This window comes from Streptomyces sp. B6B3, assembly GCF_039871525.1.
Lineage (GTDB): Bacteria > Actinomycetota > Actinomycetes > Streptomycetales > Streptomycetaceae > Streptomyces.
The window spans coordinates 435,830-450,001 of the sequence record NZ_JBDPLU010000003.1 but is presented as its reverse complement, the minus strand read 5'-3'; the positions used below and the strand labels follow the sequence as shown (position 1 = coordinate 450,001).

Annotated in this window: 15 protein-coding genes and 2 pseudogenes; 6 read left to right on the top strand and 11 right to left on the bottom strand. The window is 73.0% G+C overall.

All coding sequences use genetic code 11. The features are described 5' to 3' along the window. Positions 1-24 precede the first annotated feature (24 nt). Positions 25-774, top strand: coding sequence for a glucose 1-dehydrogenase (locus ABGB06_RS09775; RefSeq protein ID WP_347587344.1), 750 nt, complete (start codon positions 25-27; stop codon positions 772-774). A 43-nt stretch (positions 775-817) separates the two neighbouring features. Here ABGB06_RS09775 and ABGB06_RS09770 read toward each other — a convergent pair whose 3' ends face one another. From ABGB06_RS09770 to ABGB06_RS09750, 5 genes and pseudogenes are all read right to left on the bottom strand, one after another. Continuing rightward, positions 818-1,531, bottom strand: coding sequence for an alpha/beta hydrolase (locus tag ABGB06_RS09770; RefSeq protein ID WP_347587552.1), 714 nt, complete (start codon positions 1,529-1,531; stop codon positions 818-820). Further along, positions 1,429-1,875, bottom strand: a complete 447-nt coding sequence (locus ABGB06_RS09765) for a helix-turn-helix domain-containing protein (protein ID WP_347587343.1) — start codon at positions 1,873-1,875, stop codon at positions 1,429-1,431. Before ABGB06_RS09765 ends, ABGB06_RS09770 begins: the two co-directional genes overlap by 103 nt. A gap of 158 nt (positions 1,876-2,033) precedes the next feature. Beyond that, a pseudogene (locus ABGB06_RS09760) lies at positions 2,034-2,540 on the bottom strand (isocitrate/isopropylmalate family dehydrogenase); the annotation flags it as partial. Between the two features lie 83 nt (positions 2,541-2,623). Further along, positions 2,624-2,959 (bottom strand): annotated as a pseudogene (locus ABGB06_RS09755) (SLC13 family permease); the annotation flags it as partial. 93 nt (positions 2,960-3,052) lie between these two features. Further along, the gene (locus ABGB06_RS09750) at positions 3,053-3,916 is read right to left on the bottom strand and encodes a helix-turn-helix domain-containing protein (RefSeq protein WP_347587550.1); all 864 of its coding nucleotides are present in this window, start codon (positions 3,914-3,916) and stop codon (positions 3,053-3,055) included. A gap of 247 nt (positions 3,917-4,163) precedes the next feature. Here ABGB06_RS09750 and ABGB06_RS09745 point away from each other — a divergent pair, with 247 nt between their 5' ends. Next, positions 4,164-4,595: a Rid family hydrolase gene (locus ABGB06_RS09745; RefSeq protein ID WP_347587342.1), complete on the top strand. Its 432-nt coding sequence runs from the start codon at positions 4,164-4,166 to the stop codon at positions 4,593-4,595. On the opposite strand, the gene ABGB06_RS09740 is transcribed toward ABGB06_RS09745, so the two are convergent. The 4 genes from ABGB06_RS09740 to ABGB06_RS09725 all read right to left on the bottom strand — a co-directional run bounded on the left by ABGB06_RS09740 (position 4,579) and on the right by ABGB06_RS09725 (position 8,795). Next, the gene (locus ABGB06_RS09740; RefSeq protein ID WP_347587341.1) at positions 4,579-5,514 is read right to left on the bottom strand and encodes a hypothetical protein; all 936 of its coding nucleotides are present in this window, start codon (positions 5,512-5,514) and stop codon (positions 4,579-4,581) included. The two genes, ABGB06_RS09745 and ABGB06_RS09740, sit on opposite strands and share 17 nt — an antisense overlap. Positions 5,515-5,615: 101 nt before the next feature. Continuing rightward, complete coding sequence (locus ABGB06_RS09735; protein ID WP_347587340.1) at positions 5,616-6,869, bottom strand: beta-ketoacyl-[acyl-carrier-protein] synthase family protein; 1,254 nt, start codon at positions 6,867-6,869, stop codon at positions 5,616-5,618. Continuing rightward, the gene (locus tag ABGB06_RS09730) at positions 6,866-7,105 is read right to left on the bottom strand and encodes a phosphopantetheine-binding protein (protein ID WP_347587339.1); all 240 of its coding nucleotides are present in this window, start codon (positions 7,103-7,105) and stop codon (positions 6,866-6,868) included. Before ABGB06_RS09730 ends, ABGB06_RS09735 begins: the two co-directional genes overlap by 4 nt. A 349-nt stretch (positions 7,106-7,454) precedes the next feature. Further along, complete coding sequence (locus tag ABGB06_RS09725) at positions 7,455-8,795, bottom strand: cytochrome P450 (RefSeq protein WP_347587337.1); 1,341 nt, start codon at positions 8,793-8,795, stop codon at positions 7,455-7,457. 575 nt (positions 8,796-9,370) lie between these two features. Here ABGB06_RS09725 and ABGB06_RS09720 point away from each other — a divergent pair. From ABGB06_RS09720 to ABGB06_RS09705, 4 genes are all read left to right on the top strand, one after another. Further along, positions 9,371-10,168, top strand: a complete 798-nt coding sequence (locus ABGB06_RS09720; protein ID WP_347587335.1) for a VOC family protein — start codon at positions 9,371-9,373, stop codon at positions 10,166-10,168. A 76-nt stretch (positions 10,169-10,244) separates the two neighbouring features. Continuing rightward, positions 10,245-11,627 (top strand): MFS transporter, encoded by a 1,383-nt coding sequence (locus ABGB06_RS09715; RefSeq protein ID WP_347587333.1) that lies wholly within the window; start codon positions 10,245-10,247, stop codon positions 11,625-11,627. A gap of 133 nt (positions 11,628-11,760) precedes the next feature. Continuing rightward, the gene (locus ABGB06_RS09710; RefSeq protein ID WP_347587331.1) at positions 11,761-12,612 is read left to right on the top strand and encodes a fumarylacetoacetate hydrolase family protein; all 852 of its coding nucleotides are present in this window, start codon (positions 11,761-11,763) and stop codon (positions 12,610-12,612) included. A 133-nt stretch (positions 12,613-12,745) separates the two neighbouring features. Continuing rightward, a complete protein-coding gene (locus ABGB06_RS09705; RefSeq protein WP_347587329.1) occupies positions 12,746-12,976 on the top strand; it encodes a hypothetical protein in 231 nt (76 codons plus the stop codon). A gap of 37 nt (positions 12,977-13,013) precedes the next feature. Here the strand turns inward: ABGB06_RS09705 and ABGB06_RS09700 are convergent, their stop codons facing one another. Together ABGB06_RS09700 and ABGB06_RS09695 are read right to left on the bottom strand one after the other, a co-directional pair. Next, entirely contained in the window at positions 13,014-13,649 is a 636-nt protein-coding gene (locus tag ABGB06_RS09700; RefSeq protein WP_347587328.1) for a hypothetical protein, read from the bottom strand. Then, complete coding sequence (locus tag ABGB06_RS09695) at positions 13,646-13,978, bottom strand: hypothetical protein (RefSeq protein ID WP_347587326.1); 333 nt, start codon at positions 13,976-13,978, stop codon at positions 13,646-13,648. The genes ABGB06_RS09700 and ABGB06_RS09695 overlap by 4 nt, the downstream gene beginning before the upstream one ends. Between the last annotated feature and the right edge of the window lie 194 nt (positions 13,979-14,172).

Here is a 14,172-nt window from a genome sequence, read left to right as displayed (position 1 = left end):
CCGCCTCGGGTTAGGCTCACCCACATGGAGCAGCAGGTCACGGTCGTCACGGGCGGGAGCCGGGGCATCGGCGCGGCGGTCGCGCAGCGGTTGGCCCGGGCCGGGCATCGCGTCGCCATCGGGTACGTACGGGACGATGACGCCGCCGAGTCCGTGGCCGCGTCGGTGCGGGAGGCCGGCGCCGAGGCCGTGGCCGTGCGGGTGGACGTGAGCGTCGAGGCCGACGTGGACCGGCTGTTCGACGCGGCCGGGCAGCGTCTCGGCCGGATCACCGGACTGGTGAACAACGCCGCGATCACCGGCCCGTTGGGCCGCTTCGACGACACGCCGCCGGACGTGATGCGGCGGGTGGTGGACGTGAACGTGATGGGCGCCCTGCTCTGCGCCCGGCGCGCGGTGCGGGAGATGTCGCCCCGGCACGGCGGGAGCGGCGGCGCCATCGTCAACGTCTCCTCCGGCGCGGCGACCATCGGCAGCCCGAACGAGTTCGTGCACTACGCGGCGAGCAAGGCGGCGGTCGACGCCCTGACGCTGGGCCTCGCCAAGGAGCTGGGCCCTGACGGGATCCGCGTCAACTCCGTCCAGCCCGGCGCCATCACCACCGACATGCACGCCACCATGGGCGATCCGGAACGCGCCTGGCGGATGAGCGAGGCCGTCCCGATGCGCCGACCGGGCACGCCCGACGAGGTCGCCAACGCCGTCGCCTGGCTCCTCTCCGCCGAGTCGTCCTACACCACCGGCGCCATCCTCCGCGTCGCCGGCGGTCGCTGACGTCCCGTCACGTGTCGCTCCGGCCACGCCCCGTTCGTACGCGTCAGACCAGGCGGTGGAGGAAGTCGGCGACGGCGGCGGCGAGTCCGGCCGGGGCGTCGTCGTGGATCCAGTGGCCGGCCTTGGGGAAGGTGACGAAGCTGGTGCCCGGCCGGCGGGCGACCATCGTGCGTGCCAGATCGGACGGCAGCAGCGGGCTCTGCCCGCCGTGCAGGACGACGGCCGGACACGTGGAGCCCAGCCAGTCGGCCCACCAGTCGCCGACGCCGCCCTTCTGGACCGCCATCATCTCGTCCCAGTCGAAGAGCAGTCCCCAGTGGTCCCCGCGGTCCACGGCGCTCTGCATGAAGTAGGCCGCGTCGGGGACGCCCGCCGCCTCGATGCGGCGGGCCAGCTCGTGCCGGGTCGGCGCCGTGGCCGGCCAGCCGCGCACGTCGAGCACCGGGTGGGCGATCTCGGGCTGCCGCATCACCGGCCCGGCGTCCTCGATGATCAGCGCGGAGACCAGCTCCGGGTGCCGGGCCGCCAGCTGGTAGGCGGTGATGCCGCCCAACGAGTGCCCGAGCACGACGGCCGGCGCCATCCCCAACTCCCGTAGCAGGAAGGCCGCGTCGTCCACGAAACCGGCGCGCCCGTAGTCGTCCGCGCGGTCGCTCAGCCCGTGACCGCGCTGGTCGGGCGCGACGACGCGGGCCTGGTCCGCGAGGTCGGCGGCCAGCCGGGCGAAGATCGTTCCGCGGCCGAAGGACCCGTGCAGCGCGAGCAGCGGCAGGCCGTCGCCGCCGGAGTCGACGTAGGAGAGGGTGCGGTCGCCGATGCGGAGGGAGAGCTGGTCGGACATGCGAACACCCTAGTTCGCCACGTCAGTTCGGGTATCGAGTTCCGGCGAGCCGCGATGGCAGGTGGCGCGGGGCGCGGCGGTGGGTCTGTTCGGCGCCAGCCAGCCCGGTCTCGTACGCGAGGACGATCGCCTGGGCCCGGTCGCGCAGGTCGCGGCCTGTCGAGGATCGCGTGCACGTGGGTCTTCACCGTGGACCGTCCGATGCCCAGGACGCGGGCGATCTCGGAGTCGCTCAGCCCTCGGGCCAGCGCCCGCAACACCTCGGTCCCGCGGGCGGTCAGCGCGTCGAGGCGGCCGTCGGCCGGGCCCGAGGGGCCACGGTGCCGGCCGCGAAGGCGTCGGCGAGTTGACGGGTCACGGCGACACACCGAGGAGACCGGCTCGGGCGACCCGTCCCCGAGGGGATCGCGGCCTGCGTTCAGTCGGCGAGGTGGGCGATGATCGCCCGGGTGAGGGTGGCGGTGTCGGCGGTGCCGCCGACGTCGCGGGTGCGGACTCCCCGAGCGGTGGCGGCCTCGATGGCGGTCTGGACCCGCTTGGCCTCGTCGTGCAGGCCGAGGTGGTCCAGCATCATGGCGGCGCTGCCGATGGCGCCCACGGGGTTGCACACCCCCTGGCCCGCGATGTCGGGCGCGGAACCGTGGACGGGTTCGAACATGCTGGGGAAGCGCCGCTCGGGGTTGAGGTTCGCGCTGGACGCGAGGCCGAGGCTGCCGGCCAGGGCGCTGCCGAGGTCGGACAGGATGTCGGCGTTGAGGTTCGAGGCGACGACGACGGAGAGATCCTGGGGCTGGAGTACGAACTTCGCGGACATCGCGTCGACCAGGACGCTCTCGGTCTCCACGTCGGGGTAGTCCGCCGCGACACGACGGAAGACGTCGTCCCACAGGACCATGCCGTACTGCTGGGCGTTGCTCTTGGTGACGCTGGAGACCTTCCTGCGCGTTGAGACGGGAGCATGAAGCCGAAGGACGCGCCGAACGTGGCGGCCAGAGCCGGCACGAACGGGTCGACCCCGGACGCCACCGCGAGGGGGATGATGATCGGCACCACCACCGCGGCGGACGCGGTGTTGCTGGTGGTCTCGGAGATGAGGATCGCCAACACGACCGCGAACGCGGTGATGGTGAAGGAACTGTCGATGCCCAGCGTGTCCGACGCGTTGTCGCCGATGGTCTCCGCCAGGCCCGTGGCGGACAGCATGGCGCCGAAGATGATCCCGGTGCCGAACAGCAGGATGGTGCCCCAGTCGATCCGGCTCGCGTCGCGCCAGGTCATCGTGGTCTCCTGACGCGACCAGTTGACCGGCAGGATGAACAGCAGGGCGGCGCCGATGACGGCCACGACGCCCTGCGACCCAGCACCGCCCTGGACGATGCCGGCCACGTCCTCGGCGGAGCCGAGGGTGTACTCGGGACAGCGACACGGAGTGAAGACTCAGGCGCCCTGGCGAACGGCCAGGCCGCCGGGGGCGTGGGACCTCCGGTAGGCGGTGGGGGTCACGCCGAGTTCTCTGCGGAAGAGCGTCCGGAAGTTCGCGGCCGTGCCGAAGCCCGTCGTCCCGGCGATGCGCTCGACCGTCCAGTCGGAGGTCTCGAGCAGTCGGCGTGCGCTGATGATGCGTTGCAGGGTGACCCACTGCATGGGAGGCATACCGGTCTCACGCACGAAGCGCCGGATGAAGGTCCTCCGTGACAGCAGGCTGTGGTCCGCCATCCGCTGCACGGTGAGGGCGGAGCCGAGGTTCTCGATCGCCCATTCCCGCGTCGCGTGCAGGCTGTCGCGGGTCGGGGCGAGCGCGTCCCGGTACTGCGGCTCGTTCGCGTCGCGGGCGGTGGCGAAGACGACGTCCTTCGCCACGCCGTCCGCCACGGCCGTCCCGAAGTCGGCCCCGACCACGTAGAGACACGCGTCGATGCCGGCGCCCGCACCCGCCGACGTGAGGATCGCCCCGTCCTCGACGAACAGCCGGTTCTCCACGACGTCGACCGTCGGATACCTCAGCCGAAGTCGCTCGGTATGGCGCCAGTGCGTCGTCGCGGTCCTCCCGTTCAGCACGCCGCTGGCCGCGAGCGCGAAGACACCCGTGCAGACGGCGACGACCCGGGCGCCTCGTTCGACGGCGGTTCGGAGTGCCCTCAGGTAGTCCTCGGGCACCGGGAGATTCGGATCCTCGTAACCCGGCACCACGACGATATCGGCGCCCGCCACGTCGGAGAGCGAATGCGTCGGCCGGATCTCCGATGCGCGGTCATGATCTCCACACACGAGGACTCGGTAACCCGGATGCTGGCCGAACACATGCGCCGGAATGCTGACGTCCAATGGATAAACCCGCGGCACCGCGAGGATCGCGACGACTATCCCGCCCGCTGTGGATCGCAATTCCGCTCCTCCGCTCCGCGTCTGGCGTCCAGTTTACGCGCCCTGACCTGGCACAATCCTTGCCGTGGCTGGCACAACCCGGTCTGGCCCGCCCCGACCTGCGTGATTAGCGTCGTGGTGCAGTCCCGAAGGAACTCACGTCCGATGATCGGAGCGTTGCTTTATGGAAACCATGGACCGGGCGGAAAGCTTCGGCGTTCCCTGGGAAGAGGCCTACGGATACGTGCAGGCGGTCAGGCGCGGCGACACCATCCACCTCTCCGGCCAGGTCGCCCACGACGGACCGGAGCTCGTCGCGCCCGCTCCGATCAACGACGCCGGACAGGTCACCGACTTCTCCCGGATGGCCGACCAGATGCGTCAGTGCTATGCCAACGCGGCCGAACTGCTGCGGCGTTTCGGGGCGTCCCTGGACGACGTCGTGGAGGAGGTCATCTACACGCTCGACCCCGACGCGGTGTACGCCGCCTCGGGGACGGTGCGGAAGGAGGCCTACGGGCGGCCGGACCCGCAGGTGACCAGCACGCTGATCGGCATCCGTCGGCTGGCCTTCCCCGAACTGCTGGTCGAGATCAAGTTCACCGCCCGGGTCTGACGGGGGCGAGGGCGGAGCGGAGCCGGTCGTGGGTGACCGCCATCCGCCGCAGCGTTGCCGCCGCCGCGCCGGTGTCACCCGCGACCAGGTCGTACTGCACGCTGCCGAGCAGCCGCGCCTGCTCGTCGGCCGCCGCGGCGGCCCGGGCCTCGCCGATCGTGTCCAGCCAGACCGACGCGTCGGCGAGGCGCCGGACGCCCACCCGGACGGCGAAGTTCACCAGATGGGCGCGCGTCCGGTCGTCCAGTCCAGCCCGCACGCGGTCGGCGAGCCGCTCCAGGGCGGCCGCCCCGCCCCGCGCGCCGTCGGCCTTCCGACCGGTGAGCCATTCCCGCGCCAGGGGCAGTGCGGCCCGCAGCGCCGTCTCCACCTCGACCGGCCGCACCCGGCGGAATTCGCTGCGCATGGTGAACGGGGCGGCGCATTCGACCTGTTCCGCACGCCACGCCGCGAGAAAATCGGCAACGGGGAGCGTGGCGAAGGGAAAACCGTCGGGGTCGTGGAAAAGCACCCGCTGGTCGTCGACGTTCAGCACCACGACCCAGTGGTCCATGCCGGTGGCCGCCCCGGCCGACCACGGCTGATGCGTGAGCAGACCCGTATCGACGGGCCCCACCAGCACCGGATCCCGTGCGCTGGCCCGCCGCAACCGGCGCAGCGCCTCGCCGTCCTCGCCGTCCTCGCCTCCGCCGGTGCGCCGACACGTCAGGCCGAGCAGTTCGATGGCCTGGTCGAGTCCGAGGTCGGGGTCCCAGCCGAGCGGGTCGAAACAGGGCAGGCCACTCTCGACGAACTGAACACCGAAAGGCGATCCGGTCAGCACCTCGATCGCCGACGGCGGGGGCGAATCCGCGCCCAGAATCATCGCGAGCGAATTCGCGTAGCAGTAGGGAGTCGCACCCCTGAAAGGCGTTGGCATGCGCCGACTCTGACATTTTCAATTTTTTCGGGCAAGGCGAGCTGCCCGCGCCCCGCCTCGTCGGTTCCTCGCCGACTCCCCCGCGTCGGCGGGCGACCGCGTCACGACGCGGTCAGGATCAGGGCCGCGTTGTGGCCGCCGAAGCCGAGGGAGGTCTTGGCGGCGGCGTGGAGGGTGGTGGAGTGGGGGCGTTCGGACTGGATGGGGATCTCGATGGTCGGGTCCGGGATGTCGAGGTTGGTGGTCGGGGGGACCGTCTGGTCGCGGAGCGAGAGGACGGTGAGGGCCGTCTCGATGGCGCCGGAGGCGCCGAGGGTGTGGCCGGTGGCCGCCTTGGTCGAGGTCACCAGGGGGCGGTCGCCGAGGACGCGGTGCAGGGTGGCGCCCTCGATCGCGTCGTTGGCGATGGTGGCGGTGCCGTGCGCGTTGACGTGGTCGATGTCGGCCGGCACGAGTCCCGCGTCGTCCAGCGCGGCGCGCAGGGCCTGTTCGAGCCCGGTGCCGTCGGGGTGCGGGACGGCGGGACTGTGCGCGTCGTTGGACGCGCCGTAGCCGCTGACGTGGGCGAGCACGCGGGCCCCTCGCGCGCGGGCGTGCTCCGGATGTTCGAGCACGAGCACGCCGGCGCCCTCGCCGGTGACCATGCCGTCCCGGTCGGCGCCGAACGGGCGGCACGCGGTGGCCGGGTCGTGGCGCCGGGTGGAGAGCACGCCGGCCCGGCAGGCCGAGCCGATGACGGTGCGCGAATGCATGGACTCGGCGCCGCCGGCGAGTGCGATGTCGCACAGCCCGGCCCGCAGCAGCAGGCGGGCGGTGCCGATGGCGGAGGTGCCGGACGCGCACGCGGCCGCCATGCCCATGCTCGGCCCGCGGGCGCCGGTGTCCAGGCAGACGCTGGCGGCGGCGTGGTTGAGCAGGCTCAGTGGGGTGACCATCGGGGAGATGCGGCGGTCGCCCTTGGCCGCCATCATCCGGGTGCCCTCGTCGTAGACGTCGAGGCCGCCGTGCGAGCTGCCGATGACGACGGCGACGCGGGTGGCGTCCCAGTCGGCGGAGTCCAGACCGGCGTCGTTGAGAGCCTCCCGGGTGGCAATCACGGCAAGTTGGGCAAAACGTTCCATCGTGCGCGCGAGCGAACGACCGAGCAGCGCGTCCACGTCAAGACGGTCCTCGCCGTCGTCGATGGTGTAAGCGAAGTCACATGGAAGACCAGCCAGTTGGGGGATCTGACCGACCGTTCCGGGGGTCCCGTCGAGGACTCGGCGCCAGGTCGTCGGCACGTCCTTGCCCGCCGCGGTGACCATGCCGAGGCCGGTCACGGCGGCGTCGAAGGGATCAGGGCCGCGCCCGCTCACGCCGCGCTCACCTGCCTCTCGATGAGGCTGACCAGCTCACTGACGGTGCTGCGCGGGGTCATCGCCGCGTCGGCCAGGTCGATGTCGAAACGTTCCTCCGCCAGGAAGCGCAGCTCCTCCAGGGCCAGCGAGTCCAACCTGAGGGTCTCCAGCGATACGTCGGGGGCGAGCGCGCCGCGTGGCACGCCGAGTTCCTCGGTGAGCAGCAGGTCAACTCGCTCGTGGGTCGAACTCATCGCACTCCTTGTGTCCAACGTGGCGAGCGCGGTCCCGGTCGGCCGCTCTCGCCTCTGGCGAACGGCGGACAGGCGCAGGACCCATGCATCACCACAAGGTGATCACCACGATACTTCGAGTCACACACTCTCGCGGGAGCCGACCGGACCGTGACCCCGAGCGGCGGCCCCGTGCGCCCGCCAAGCGAATTTGCGAACTTTGCGCGCGTTGATTCCGTTAAGCTCATCAGACAGCCGGATCTTCCGCTGAGGCGCCGCCCGCGCCCTCCGCCGGGGCCCGCCCCGGGGCGTCCGCGCCCCGCGCGGGGCGCGGACGCCGGCCGCGCGCGGGGTCCGGGATCGGGGGCGGTCAAGGACGCGCCCCGGGGCTGGGGGCCGAGGTGACGGCGAGTCGGGTCAGGGCGTGGGAGCGGAACGAGGTCGACCAGCGCGGCTCCTCCGCGGCGAGGGCGAGGGAGGGGAGCCCGTCCAGCAGGGCGGTCAGGGCGAGGCGCAGCTGCAGGCGGGCGAGCGGGGCGCCCAGGCAGTAGTGCATGCCGTGCCCCAGCGCGAGATGGTGGCCGTGGTCGGTGCGGCGGATGTCGAAACGGTCGGGCTCGGCATAGCGCTCGGGGTCCCGGTTGGCCGAGGCGAGGCACAGCAGCACGGTCTCGCCGCGCGGCACGTGGCTGCCGGCGATCTCGACGGCCTCCGTGGTGAAGCGGCGTATCGCCATCAGGTTGGGGTGGGCGTGGCGCAGCAGCTCCTCGACGGCGCCGGGCAGCAGGGCGTCCCGCTCGGCGCGCAGCGCGGCGAGCTGGTCCGGCTCGCGCAGCAGGGCCAACATTCCTGCGGAGAGCGTGTGTTGGACGTTCTCGATGCCGGCGCCGAGGATCAGGAAGGCGAGCGAGACGAGCTCGTCCTCGCTGAGCTGGTCGCTGCCGTCGCGGGCGGCGACGAGGGAGCTGAGCAGGTCGTCGGCGGGGCCCGGGGTGGCGCGGCGGGCGGCGACCAGATCGGTGAGGTACTGGTGGATGGCGGCCACCGACTCCGAGACGTCCTCGGGGCGTTGCGGCGAGATCATGGTGGAGACCCAGCCGGCGAACGGCCGTCGGTCCGGCTCCGGCAGGGCGAAGAGGTCGCCGATCACGGCCAGCGGGAGCGGCGCCGCGAAGCCGGTGACCAGATCGGCCGTTTCGGGCTCGGTGGCGGGTTCGGCGGCGGCCTCGATCTCGTGCCGGAGCGCGTCGGCGCAACGGCGGGCGGTGGCCTCGACGGTGGGCGCCAACGCGGCGACGTGCCGCGGGGTGAAGCCCTTGCCGACCAGGCGGCGCAGCCGGATATGGTCCTCGGGATCGCTGTTGAGCAGGTTGGCGTCCAGCGCGGGCGGCAGCGAGAAGCCGCGGTAACCGGCGCGTGAGTGCCGCTTGTTGTGCGACAGTCTCGGGTCCGAGAGCCAGCGGCGGACGTCGGCGTCCCGGGTGACCAGCCAGGCGGCGGAGCCGTCCGGCAGGACGATGTGGTGCACGGGCGCCGCGCCGCGCAGCCGGGCCAACGCGGCATGGGGGGCGGCGGCGAAGGCGGTGTCGCCCCGGCCGAAGGCCGGACGGGGCGCGCCGGGCCGGCGGGGGAGCCGGGCGTGCGGCGGGCCCGACGGGGAATCCGGCGGCGGGCCTGGGGGACGGTGGTGGGGCGGAGGCTCTTCGGGCACGGCGGTCGCTTCCTCGGTCGGTGCGGAGTGGTGCGTGGCGCGTGGTGCCGCCGTTCCGCGCGGCGAGCCGGTGACCGACGTCGGCCGAGCGAGGCGGCTTGGCCCAGTCGATCATGCGCAGGTCTATGCCCACGGAGACAGGGCGCAGCGCTGCGTGGGGGAGGGCGTCCAGATGCGCGCCGAGGCGTTCGCCGACCCGGGTCGCCCCGTCTGCGGCGCCCGCCGGCGCGCGCACGCGGTACCGGATCCGCCGCGGCGGCCGCAACCGGCCGGTGGCCGGGGGCGGCTCACCCGTTTGGCGGTGCGATGCGGCGGTGGGCGGTGTGCGCGCCCGCAGCGTCGGGCGGGTGCGATGCGTGCCGCGTTTGTGGGGGGCGCGCGACGGCGGACGTGCGACCGAGGGGCGAATAATTGACCAGGTGTTCGATTTTTAGCGCTGCGCCGGGGCCGGATCGCCACTAGCGTGATTTTCAAGCGCACAGATGTGCGAAATCAGTCGGGCGAAAGACGTGAAGCGGACACGTCCCAGCCCGCACCGGACCCGCACCCGGACACCACACCTGGAGGCCAGAGCCATGCCTGAACTTCCCGAGGGCGCGCCCTGTTGGGCCGACGTCACGCTGCCCGACCTGGAGGCCGGGATGCAGTTCTACGGTGAGCTGTTCGGCTGGACCTTCGAGGGAGGCTCCGCCGAGTACGGCCACTACACGCAGGCGCGCTCCGACGGCAAGGCGGTCGCCGCGCTCGCGCCCGTCGCGCCCGGGCAGGAGGGCGCGCCGGCCGCCTGGACGCTGTACTTCGCGTCGTCCGACATCGGGGCGACGGCGCGGCGGATCCGCGAGCATGGAGGCGAGGTGCTGATGGACCCCATGCAGGTGGGCCCGTTCGGCACGATGCTGATGGCCAGGGACCCGAGCGGGGCGGCGTTCGCGGTCTGGCAGCCCGGCGAGCACCAGGGCTTCGCCAAGCAGGGCGAGCCGGGGTCGTTCTGCTGGGCGGAGATCGCCACCCGTGACGTGGACGCCGTGGACGCCTTCTATCCCGCGGTGTTCCCGATCACCGCCAAGCGGATGGGCGAGGCCTCCGAGATGGACTACAAGGTCTTCGAGGTGGGCGGCACCATGATGCTGGGCCGCTTCCCGATGGGCGCGGACATACCGGCGGACGTGCCCGCGCACGTCGAGGTGATCTTCGCCGTCGAGGACTGCGACGACGCGGCGGCCCGGGCCACCAAGATGGGCGGCCAGGTGACCGCCGGGCCGGAGGACAGCCCGTACGGCAGGTACGCGGTGGTCAAGGACCCGCAGGGGGCGACGTTCTCGATCCTCGACCCGTCTCGGACGGTGGGCGAGATGCCGAAGGTCGAGGGCTGAGGGCACCCCGCGGGGGGCGGTCGGGGGCGCGGGAAAATGCCGCGCCCCCGACCCGGCGGGCGCGTAGCCTGCGCGCGTGGGGCGGCTGACGGGACGACGCGGGCGGCGGGACCGGAAGCGCGGTCTCGGCCGGGACTTCAACCGGCTGTGGGGCGCCGCCGCGGTCTCCAACATCGGCGACGGCATAGCCGCCGCCGCGGCACCGCTGCTGGTCGCCTCCGTCACCGACGACCCGGTGCTCGTCTCCCTCGCGATGTTCGCGCAGCAGCTGCCCTGGCTGCTGTTCTCGCTCGTCAGCGGCGTGTTCGTGGACCGGCTCGACCGGCGGCGGCTGATCGTGGTCGTCAACGCCGTACGCGCCGCGGTGGTCGGCGGACTGGCGCTCGCCGTGGCCCTGCGCCCCGAGGATCCGGCCACGGTGCTGCCGGCGGTCTACGCCGCCGGGTTCCTGCTCGGCGTGTGCGAGACCCTCGCCGACACGGCCGCGGCCTCGCTGATCCCGGCCGTCGTCGCCTCCGAGGACCTGCCGCGCGCCAACTCCCGGATGCAGGCCGTCTTCTTCGTGCTCAACCGCTTCGCCGCGCCCCCGCTGGGCGCGACGCTCTTCGTGACGGCCGTGGCGCTGCCGTTCGGCATCAACGCGATGACGTTCGTGCTCGCCGCCGTGCTGATCTCCACGCTCCGCGGAGTCGGCCGGGACGCCGCCGTCCCGGCGCCCCGACCCGAGGCGCCGCCAACGCTGGGCGCGTCACCGCCCGAGGTCGAGGACGCCACCCCGCCGCGGCGGTCGGTGCGCACGGACATCGCCGAGGGTGTGCGGTGGCTGTGGCGGCACCCCGGCATCCGCATGGTCACCGTCGCGCTCTGCCTGATGAACATCACGCTGATGTCCGGCATGTCGGTTCTCGTGCTCTACGCGGGCGAGCGGCTCGGGCTCGGCGAGGTCGGCTACGGCGTCTTCCTCACCGCGGTGGCCGTCGGCGGCCTGGTCGGCTCCCTGATCGCGCCGCGCCTCCAGGCGTGGTTCAGCCCGTCGGTGCTGCTGCGCGCCGGTCTGGTGATCGAGACCCTCACCCACGTCGGGTTCGCCCTCGCCGGTAGCGCGTGGGTGGCCGGGGCCGTCTACATCGTCTTCGGCGTGCACGGTTCGGTGTGGTGGTCGGTGGAGCGGACGCTGCGCCAGCGTGCCGTCCCCGACCGGCTGCGCGGGCGGGTGGAGAGCGTCTTCATGACGTTCGGGATGGGCGGCGCGGCGCTGGGCGCGTTGATCGGCGGCCCGATCGCCCGCTGGCTTGGGATCACCGGCCCGTTCTGGGCGTCGGCGGTGGTGATGGCGGCGCTGACGGTGGTGGCGTGGCGGCCGTTCGGGCGCGGTGTGACGGAGGAGCGGGCGCCGGCGCGCGACGCCCGTGGCGCGGAACCGACGCCGGCCGACCCCGAGGTCAGGGCGGCCCCCTGAGCCCTGGGGCGGGGAGCCCTGGGCCGGGGGCGGGAACCCCCCGACCTGGGGGCGCTCCCGGCGGGTGAGGGACACTGGTTCCCCGCCCACCCGTCTTCCGTCCCCCAGCACCCGAACGAGGAGTCACTCCACCATGCGTCTGATGCGGATCGGCCAGCCCGGCCAGGAACGTCCCGTGCTCGCCGCGGCCGACGGCAAGCACCGCGACCTGCGCCCGGTCACCGGCGACATCGACGGACCCTTCCTCGCCGCGCTCGCCGAGGACCCGGGCCTCGTCCCCGACCCGGCGAGCCTGCCCGAGACCAGCATCGAGGGGGAACGCGTCGGCGCGCCCGTCGCCCGCCCCTCGGCCGTGCTCTGCATCGGCCAGAACTACGCCGCGCACGCCGCCGAGTCCGGCGCCGAGCCGCCCGAGCGCCCCATCCTCTTCTACAAGTCGCCCAACACGGTCGTCGGCCCGAACGACGACGTGCTGATCCCGCGCGGCTCGAAGAAGACCGACTGGGAGGTCGAGCTCGCCGTGGTCATCGGCCGCCGGGCGCGGTACGTGGCCTCGCCCGAGGAGGCGCTGGCACACGTCGCCGGGTACGCGGTCAGCGACGACGTCTCGGAACGCGCGTACCAGCTGGAGGAGTCGGGCGGGCAGTGGTCCAAGGGCAAGAGCTGCGAGACGTTCAACCCGCTCGGCCCGGTGCTGGTCACCGCCGACGAGGTGCCGGACCCGCAGGCGTTGCGGCTGCGCTCCTGGGTCAACGGCGAGGCGCGGCAGGACTCCACGACGGCCGACATGATCTTCGGCGTCGCCGAGTTGGTGCACCACCTCTCGCAGTTCCTGGTGCTGGAGCCGGGCGACATCGTCAACACGGGCACCCCGCAGGGCGTCGCCCTCTCCGGTCGTTTCCCCTATCTGGCGCCGGACGACGTGGTGGAGCTGGAGATCAGCGGGCTCGGCCGGCAGCGTTCGGTGCTGCGACCGGCACCCTGAGCGCTGGGTCCGCACCGCTGGCCAGGGCCCTCACTCATTCGGGTGGCGGTGTTGAGAGCGCTGTCCGAAATGGCGGTGATTGGGGGTATGCCGGGCTCCGGTTGATGTCAGAGTGCCCCGATAGTCTGAATGCGTGACTGAGTCCAGCGCGTCTCCCGCTTCGCCTCACGTGATCCGCGTCCGCTACGACGGCGGTCCGCGCCACGGCCGGACGGTCGATCTCATCATCACCGGCCAGGCGGTCCTGCCCCTGATGCTCGCCGCCCGCGAGGCCGACCGGGACATCGGCCTCTACGAGCTCCGCTCCACGGAGGGCGGCGGCACGCGCTACACCTGGATCGACGACGTCCCCGCCCCCACCTGACGCCCCGTCCCCGGCCGGTGGCCGGGGAGGGACGGCGTCATTCGAGGCCGGGTTCGGCCGGGAGGTCCAGGCCTCGCTTGTAGTAGGCCCAGGGCGAGTCGAAGTCCGTCGGCACGATCAGCTCCCAGCCCTGCTCGTCCATCCGGCGCCGCCGGCGTCCCGTCGGCCACCACAGCCGCTGGTGCTCCCACTGCCGGGGTGACGACTCCACGAGGTGGTGCAGGTAGCCGTAGTCGACGACGTGCCAGCCGCGGCGGCCGGCCCGCGCCAGAGCCTCCATCTCGTTGAAGGCGTTGAGCGGGGAGAGGACGCGGCGGTGCGGGGCGGCGGCCTCCGGGCCGGCGGCCGCCTCGGGCCCGGCGGTCGCGCCGTCCGAGGGCTGGGGGTGAGCCGCCGCCCCGAAGCGCTGCTGCGCGGCCTGCCGGCTGATGCCCAGCAGCCGCCCGACCGTCTCCCAGCTGTGTCCGGCGGCGCGGGCCCCGTTGATGGACTGGCGCAGCAGCCGGCTGGTCTCCTCGGCGGCGACCCGGGACGCGGCGACCATGACCAGATGGGCGGCGGGATCGCTGTCGAGGTCCTCGCGGCCCTGCGGGCGAACGGCCAGCACCGCCTCGGCGACGGCCTCGCGCAGGGCGCCCGCCTCGCCCTCGGTCAGCGGGTCGGCACCGCTCACGGCCGGTCCTCGGGATGCGCGGCCGGAGGTTCGGGCGCGTCGGGCGGGAGGGGCTCCAACTCGTCCAATCGCGCCGCGTCGGCCTCCGTCTGTCCCTGCGTCTGTCCCTGGGCTCGCCCCTGCGCCTGCGTCCAGCGGGCCGCCAGCACCACGCCCGCGACGAACGTCGTCAGCGCGACGAGGGCGAAGAGGATCAGCAGCAGGGTGCTCTCCGTCGCGGCGTGGAGCGCGAGCAGCGCGCCGGTCAGCCCCAGCAGCGTAGAGAGCCAGGCGAGGCCGGCGGCCGGACGAACGGCGGGGCGGGTCGGCGGGCTCGATTCGGCATCCATCTGTCAAGAATTCCTTGACAGGGCTCTGCGTGTCAATGATTCCTTGACAAAAGGCCGGCGCGGGGTGGCCCTCGCCGCTGAGGGGAGGGGCCGCCACGGCGAGGGCCGTTGTGGGGGGTGAGCCGACAGTACGCCTGAATCACGCCTCCGGGGCCGAAATCGCGCGAGCGGTCTGTATTGCCACCACCCAGCGT